9 protein-coding genes are annotated in these 7,016 nt (G+C 39.3%); 3 read left to right on the forward strand and 6 right to left on the reverse strand.

Annotation, left to right across the window (positions count from 1 at the left end; genetic code table 11):
- Positions 1-394: 394 nt before the first annotated feature.
- A complete protein-coding gene (locus KGY70_14650) occupies positions 395-1,264 on the forward strand; it encodes an alpha/beta hydrolase (GenBank protein MBS3776432.1) in 870 nt (289 codons plus the stop codon).
- A 105-nt stretch (positions 1,265-1,369) separates the two neighbouring features.
- On the opposite strand, the gene KGY70_14655 is transcribed toward KGY70_14650, so the two are convergent.
- From KGY70_14655 to KGY70_14680, 6 genes are all read right to left on the reverse strand, one after another.
- Entirely contained in the window at positions 1,370-2,059 is a 690-nt protein-coding gene (locus KGY70_14655; GenBank protein MBS3776433.1) for a hypothetical protein, read from the reverse strand.
- 26 nt (positions 2,060-2,085) lie between these two features.
- Complete coding sequence (locus KGY70_14660) at positions 2,086-2,685, reverse strand: hypothetical protein (protein MBS3776434.1); 600 nt, start codon at positions 2,683-2,685, stop codon at positions 2,086-2,088.
- A 45-nt stretch (positions 2,686-2,730) separates the two neighbouring features.
- On the reverse strand, positions 2,731-4,137 hold the full coding sequence (locus tag KGY70_14665) for a fibronectin type III domain-containing protein (GenBank protein ID MBS3776435.1): 1,407 nt from the start codon (positions 4,135-4,137) through the stop codon (positions 2,731-2,733).
- A gap of 27 nt (positions 4,138-4,164) precedes the next feature.
- On the reverse strand, positions 4,165-4,548 hold the full coding sequence (locus KGY70_14670; protein ID MBS3776436.1) for a hypothetical protein: 384 nt from the start codon (positions 4,546-4,548) through the stop codon (positions 4,165-4,167).
- Positions 4,549-4,667: 119 nt separating this feature from the next.
- Positions 4,668-4,910, reverse strand: a complete 243-nt coding sequence (locus tag KGY70_14675) for an HTH domain-containing protein (protein ID MBS3776437.1) — start codon at positions 4,908-4,910, stop codon at positions 4,668-4,670.
- 77 nt (positions 4,911-4,987) lie between these two features.
- Positions 4,988-5,173, reverse strand: coding sequence for a hypothetical protein (locus KGY70_14680; GenBank protein MBS3776438.1), 186 nt, complete (start codon positions 5,171-5,173; stop codon positions 4,988-4,990).
- Positions 5,174-5,289: 116 nt separating this feature from the next.
- On the opposite strand from KGY70_14680, the gene KGY70_14685 reads away from it, so the two are divergent.
- Both KGY70_14685 and KGY70_14690 read left to right on the forward strand, forming a co-directional pair.
- Positions 5,290-5,574 carry a hypothetical protein gene (locus tag KGY70_14685; protein MBS3776439.1) on the forward strand — a complete coding sequence of 95 codons (285 nt, stop codon included), beginning with the start codon at positions 5,290-5,292 and terminating at the stop codon, positions 5,572-5,574.
- 66 nt (positions 5,575-5,640) lie between these two features.
- Positions 5,641-7,016 (forward strand): TolB family protein (locus tag KGY70_14690; GenBank protein MBS3776440.1); only part of this gene is annotated, 1,376 nt, incomplete at its 3' end.

The following is a 7,016-nucleotide window of genomic DNA, read 5'->3' on the forward strand; positions in this document are numbered from 1 at the left end:
ACAAGATTTTGTCCTCTTCTGCCATATAATTAGTGTTTGTCCATAAAGTCAAAGAAATTTGAAAGAGTCTCGTCTAACCCGAATAATTCAAGAATTATTCCTGTCTCCGACAGCTGGCAAGGCTTGCGAGTTTTTCATGTCAAATGTAGAGAGGTACGGCCGTACGTCTCTACCAGATGTAATTGACTGGCATGAAAAACGAGCGTAACGCAGCCAGCGGATATTATAGACAGACTCTAATTATTTTGCATCACAATAAGACACCAGTTCTTCCAGCCTTACCTTGCTTTATTACATAATGGTTTACAAATATGTATAACCACCCTCAACTTTTCCAGCGTTTTTTTGTTTACAATGTGAAACAAAACTTAACTACAGGAGGTAATGATCCATCATGCGGAAATTAATTGTTCTACTCCCTTTAATAACCATTTTCCTATATGGCTGCACATCCATAGAGATCAAGGAAAAAGATGTATTTGATGTAAAACGGACCATTGATCCTTCCTATTTCCAAAACAATGCCTGGCAAATTCAAGAGGTCAACTTTTCCTCCGGGAAAAATCTTTCACTGGAAGGCTGGTTTATCAGCCATCCCGCCTCTCAGGGAACCGTCCTTTATTATGGAGGCAACGGCTTCCTGATGGAAACCGCCTATGAAACCATTCTTTCAATCACAGAACGGCAGATGAACCTCTTTGTATTCAATTATCGCGGCTACGGGAAGAATCCAGGTACACCTACAATAGCCGGAATAAAAGCCGATGGAATGGCAGCCTATAACTATCTGGTTCAATCCAGGGGCATTCCTCCATCTGAAATCATTATTCACGGCCACTCTTTAGGTTCATTGATAGCCGGTTATGTAGCCGATCAAAAAGCCATTGCCGGCCTGATAGTAGAATCGCCGATCAGTGAAGCGCGGTTTTACCAGGACAAACTGCTTCCCAAAATCCTGAGGCCATTTATCCGGATCAACATAGACAGCAGCCTGCTTGTTGACAGCAACATCGACCGGCTTTCACGCCTTTCTGTTCCCCTGCTGGTGATTGTCGGGAAGGATGACCCCATCACGCCTCCGGCCATGGCCAGAAAGCTTTACAACATAGCAGCGACAGAAAACAAAACCATTAAAATACTGGAAAAAGGCGGGCACAACGACCTGCCCGAAAGAAAAGATTACCAGGCCTTCCTAGGTGATTTCTATAAGCATTCTCTGAAACAAAACCTGACCAACAAAAGCACCCAATCATCAAGCCAATAGGTCTGACTTAGCCCCTGATACTTCTCTTTAAAAGGATCTTTCCTTGCCATGAATGAGCAGGGAAAGGATAAACAGGATTTACAGGATGGAATCTTTGCTAATGAATCAAAAGTGATACAAAATCGAAATTTTAGCCGTATTTTTAATTCTAAATTTCAGTTTAGAAGGTTTATAGGGCCCGTCTTCTCTATCTTGATAGAAATTTCTTTTCCTCCTATAGATTAAACGTGGCATCAAATCAGCGGAAAGACCAAAATGATTGTTAATGAAATAATTTATACCAATCATATAACCAATTCCCAATTGAAAATCAAAAAATTCTTCAGGAGAAAAGCCATAATAAGATTTGCTGTATTCATAGTAAAAATTTCCCGATACAAAAGGGCCGTGAATGAATCTTAAATCTTTTAATAAAGGGAAATTTTTTTCAACACCCAAGATTAACCCCAAATTGATGTGCCGGTCCCATCTATGAATGACAGGAACCGTATCCAAACCACTGAAGATTGTATTGTCCCTACCTTTTTTCCAAAAACCTTCCAGGGTAAAAGCATCAAATCGTATTTTATAGTTATCTCTGGGGATTTTAAAGAGAAAGCTAAAATTGCTTTTATTCTTAAAACCAATGCCCAATATATGAGTGGTGGTATCTGCAGAGCTTTCAGTTGGATTCTCATTTTGACCATAAAGGCTAAAAGAAATCAAGCAAATAAGAATGATCAACATATTTTTTATCACAAATGACTTGTTAAAGTTACCAACCAAATTTTTGAATAATTTAATTAATTGCATCATCTATCTTTTTACTGGAATAGATTGAATCAAAAGTTATACAAAATTGAAAGTCTTACATCATCGCTGAAATTGAACATGAAGCTGTGAGTATAATGTTTATTCGTCCTGTTGTCCTGAAAATTTTTTTTATGATCAAAATAGTAACGCAAAGCTGGCCTTATTTCAGCGGTTATTTCAAAAGCTTTACTGATGGTATAATTTACTCCCATTATATATCCAACCCCGATATTTGTATTGAAATGCTTGGATGTTATTTCGCCGGAAACCTTGTTCCGATCAAAACGTATGCCGCTCAAAAAAGAATATCCATTGATGATACCAAACCGCTCAACTAAGGGATGATATTTTTCCAATCCTATATTAAAGCCCAGATTTATTTTATAAACATTTTGGGGACTACTTCGCTCATTGGGGCTTACTGACTGTGAAATAACATTTTTAAGGTTTAAGGCTTCTATCCTAAGGTACCTTTGATCCAATTTGGTTTTGTAAATCAACCCGAAATGATCCAGGTTCTGAAATGTAATGCCGATCTTTCGATTATACCGGGTGGTATCCGCCTCCTGGGCCTGAAGGCCCAGGAGCGGAAATAAAGATATCAATAGTAGAAACGCCGTAGTTTTCATTTTTTTTATTATTTTTAATTTACCAATTAATTTTTGTTATTCTCTTTAATGTTGCACCATGAGCCGATGAGATTCGACATGATCGTTGATCTGAATCTCAACAAGGTAAACTCCTTCATCAAGGTCTGATGTATTGATTCGTTGAGTACTTCCCGTAAATGTAGTGGATTGAACCACTTTACCATAATTATTGATAAATCTTACCTGGATGGTTTCATTAGAATTAAGAATTGATGCAGTTTGCATTTGATCCTCGTTTTGTTTTGGAGAAATCTCAACATAATTGTTTGAGGGATTAGGTGAAAGGGTAAAGAAATCATCACAGCTTACCGCATCTAAGACCACGGCAGGAAGTTTATTGGACCCCCAACCACAGGAATTTTTAGCTTTCACAGTAACATATAACGGATCATCATAACCCCATGAAGGAGCTGTTATTTGAACAAATCTCATAGGAATTTCGGGGAAGAGTACACTGGGATGCTGCTCTACCATCCAGTTTCCGGCATCCCACTCATATTCAGTGACGCTCCCATTTCCGGTCCACTCTACTTCACCATCGTTGGGATAATCATAACATATTTCTTCCGAATATTGAGGATAATGAGGTCCAATATTTACATATTCTATTTTATCAGGTGTCGGAACCCCTACCCATAGAGAATGAGTTTTTTGAGAAGTGGCCTCTTCTCCCTCTCCTCCTGGACAGCTTTTATGAAAAGATCTTTCCACTCGAACATAAGAATTTCCATTATAAGTAGTATTGGCAGTTGCTGTTGTTGATGGTCCATTTTCATCACTAAGTGTAATTCCATTACCATGTGTCCAGTTATATGTAACATCATCATACTCTGTTGTACTGAATTGCTTTGATGAGTTATTACATAACGGCCCACCAGAACTAACAGTCATATCCAAAATAGGCTCGTCAAAACGCGTTGTTACATTTATGGTATCCGAATAAGCACTTTTATTTCCAGCCACATCAATGGCTTGGACCTTTACAGAATATGTATAACAACTTTTATTCAAACCCTCTATCTTTATAAATGTAGTATCTGAAGGATATGTTTCTCCATCAACATTTATAGTATACTTATCAACTCCATCATAATTATCATCCGGTTCATTCCAGGTTAATTTGAATGAATTTGTGGTAATCTCCGAACTTTGGAGATTGGATGGTGCATCTGGTGGTTCAGTATCTTTGCCATAGTCTTCAATTTCTATTTCTTTAAAATAAAATCCTCCTGAATTATCTAAAGAATATTGATAAGCAACTATCCACAATTGGTTATAATCCTTTTTGGGTTGAAATTTTTGACCATATTTGCCTTTGGGGGTATCATACTCAAATTGAAAATCTTCAAAAATCATACTTGTATCACTTATTGATGGTATTATTTTTTCAATACAAAGAGAATCTGTTGTTTCTGTCAATCCATTAGCCATATACATACGTGCTGTAATCACTACACCTCAGGTATCTGAATAATCTATTAAACCAACCCGATATATGTATCCTTTCCGAAATTTATCAAATGTAGAAAAATTAGCAGTATCAATTTTTGTAAATAATCCTTCAGATTTTCGAACATCCCCACTTCCTTCATTTATATACGATGCTTTCAATTTAACAGCAGAAGTACTTTTATCAAGAAAATCCGGTGATCCATGAGATACTTTGAAATATCCTGCCGAACTATTCAGGTAATTTTTTTGAAGCAAGAAAGGGTTGCATCCTGCAGAATCTTTGGGACTATGCTTAAAATCTAAATCATATGTATACGTATAATCAGGATATTGTGCTTTTACCAATATTCCCGTTACTAATAATACTAATAAAAAAGTAAATTTTTTCATGGTAAAAAGATTTTAAATTAGAACAAGTAAATTCTATGAAAGATCGATCTTTCTCCAATCAAAATTACCCACCTTCCGTGCAAATTCCTTGCATGGAAAAAATTTATTGCAAATTTTATTTAGTCTGAATTATTTCTTTTTATCCTTAGTTGAAAATTAAAATCATTCACATAATAATAAGATTGAATGGTACGGCTGTAAGCAATTTCCGCGCCCAAGCTTTTTAATTGATCCAAATATTCATACAAGGTTCTGCGGGCTATGTTAACCTTAGAGGCAAGTTGGGCAGGGGTGCCGGTTGACCTGGTTAAAATGCTCCGATGGATTCGTTCAAGCTTAACCAACCTTTGATAAAAATCCATAAAGATCAGCTTTAATTTAATATTTTCGACGTTATATAATCCATAAGGATTACACGGTATATTAATCTATATAGATTCTAAATAACCACTTCAAGCAAATCGATAGGCATTTCGAGCTTTTCGATAATCCTTTCGAGGAAATTGTCGGGTGTTTCGAGATTTTCACTGGAAAAAACTGCGAACACTGCGCATGTTTTAAGCCAGGTTTGATTGAAGACAGGATGAACATGATTTTCAGGATGGAATGTTTTGTTCCAAAACATTTACTGTCAACATGCTCACGCGCAAATAACCTGGAACCTCACAAAAATTTTCCAAACAACCCCTTGAAATATCAAAAAATGTTTGTACCTTTAAATTAGATTTTAACCGGATGTACATGTTACCTACTGCACAAGAGTTCGAACACATGTCCGTGGATCAGCAGCAGCAATTGCTGAGCGACCAGGGAACTTTCCTCATCACCCGCAACAGGGACGAACATGCCATAGATCTCTACTGGCTGAATGATTTTTTCGCGGAAATATGGTACGTGAATATGGGAGAAGCCGAGGACAGCAATCACGAAAGCTTCGATTTCTGCCTTCTCACCGATATTGCTGTCATAAAGAATGAAGAGGACATCAACAGGTATATTGATCTCTACAGCCGTGCCAGATATTGAGTTGATTTTCAAACGCACCTTCAGTTAATAAAATTTCTGTATCTTGCATTCAAAAATATTTGACTCATGAAACTATTATTAAAAACAACCTCGTATGCGCTTCTTTTGCTAATTATTTCAGCCGGCATAGTAAAAGCCCAAAACGGTGATAAAAATATCTTTCCCGATAATCAGGATATTGGAAAGGTTCAAAAGCAGGGAAATTTACAATATGATTCCAAAGACCAGCTCTATCACATCACCGGAGGAGGTGAAAATGTATGGTCAACCCGGGATGCCTTTCATTATGCCTGGCGTGAGATGGAAGGAGATTTCATTCTGCGGGCCAGGGTCAGATTCAAAGGAAGCGGAGATCACCCACACCGAAAGAGCGGATGGATGATCAGGGAGTCGCTTGAAGATGATGCTCCTTATGTTGATGCAGTGGTGCATGGCGATGGCCTTACCGCTATGCAATTCAGGGAAACCAAAGGGGGTGAAACAAGCGAAATCCGGTTGCCTGTTGAATCACCCGCCGTGATCCAGCTCGAAAAATCCGGCAACCAGTTTATCATGGGTGCTGCAACAGACGGAAATCCCATGGAATATTCGGATACCCTGAATCTGGATTTGGGTGGAAAGCTTTATACTGGCCTTTTCATGTGCTCCCATTCCGAAGGCACACTGGAAAAAGCCGTTTACAGCAATGTAAGGATTACCGTACCTGAGCCTGATGATATGATCGCTCAGAAAGATGAAGATGGAGGAAGCCGCATGGAAATCCTCGATGTACAGGAGAAGCACCGAAAGGTTATTTACACTTCAAAAAAAGCCTTTGAAGCACCCAACTGGGACCCCAATACCAACACACTGATCTATAACAGCGGAGGAAGGCTTTACGAACTGCCCGCTGAAGGGGGCCAGCCTGAGCCCATCAATACTGATTTCGCCACTTCAGTGAATAACGACCATGGTCTGTCACCGGGGGGCAATGAGATCGTCATCAGCCACCATTACGAGGATGAAGAGCAATCCGGCTCCCGCATTTATATCCTGCCTCGCGAAGGAGGCACGCCCCGGCCGGTAACGGATAAAGTTCCCTCCTACTGGCATGGCTGGTCACCGGATGGCAAACATCTGGTTTATGTAGGACGACGGAAAGGCGAATACAACATTTATAAAATAAAAACCAGCGGTGGAAGAGAAAAACAACTCACCGACCATAAAATGCTGGACGATGGACCCGAGTATTCACCGGACGGAAAATACATCTACTTCAACTCAGCCCGTACAGGCACCATGCAGATCTGGCGCATGCGCCCCGACGGATCCGATAAACAACAGATCACCTTTGACCGTTACAACGACTGGTTTCCCCATCCTTCACCGGACGGGAAATGGCTCATCTTTGTCTCCTATCTTCCAAGGATTGATGCCCAGGATCATCCACCTTACAAACGCTC

It is taken from the genome of Bacteroidales bacterium (assembly GCA_018334875.1).
Lineage (GTDB): Bacteria > Bacteroidota > Bacteroidia > Bacteroidales > UBA12077 > JAGXLC01.

Coding starts and splice junctions, on each gene's coding strand:
- KGY70_14650 (MBS3776432.1), top strand. CDS start 395: ATGCGGAAATTAATTGTTCTACTCCCTTTAATAACCATTTTCCTATAT.
- KGY70_14655 (MBS3776433.1), bottom strand. CDS start 2,059: ATGATGCAATTAATTAAATTATTCAAAAATTTGGTTGGTAACTTTAAC.
- KGY70_14660 (MBS3776434.1), bottom strand. CDS start 2,685: ATGAAAACTACGGCGTTTCTACTATTGATATCTTTATTTCCGCTCCTG.
- KGY70_14665 (MBS3776435.1), bottom strand. CDS start 4,137: ATGGCTAATGGATTGACAGAAACAACAGATTCTCTTTGTATTGAAAAA.
- KGY70_14670 (MBS3776436.1), bottom strand. CDS start 4,548: ATGAAAAAATTTACTTTTTTATTAGTATTATTAGTAACGGGAATATTG.
- KGY70_14675 (MBS3776437.1), bottom strand. CDS start 4,910: ATGGATTTTTATCAAAGGTTGGTTAAGCTTGAACGAATCCATCGGAGC.
- KGY70_14680 (MBS3776438.1), bottom strand. CDS start 5,173: ATGTTTTGGAACAAAACATTCCATCCTGAAAATCATGTTCATCCTGTC.
- KGY70_14685 (MBS3776439.1), top strand. CDS start 5,290: ATGTTACCTACTGCACAAGAGTTCGAACACATGTCCGTGGATCAGCAG.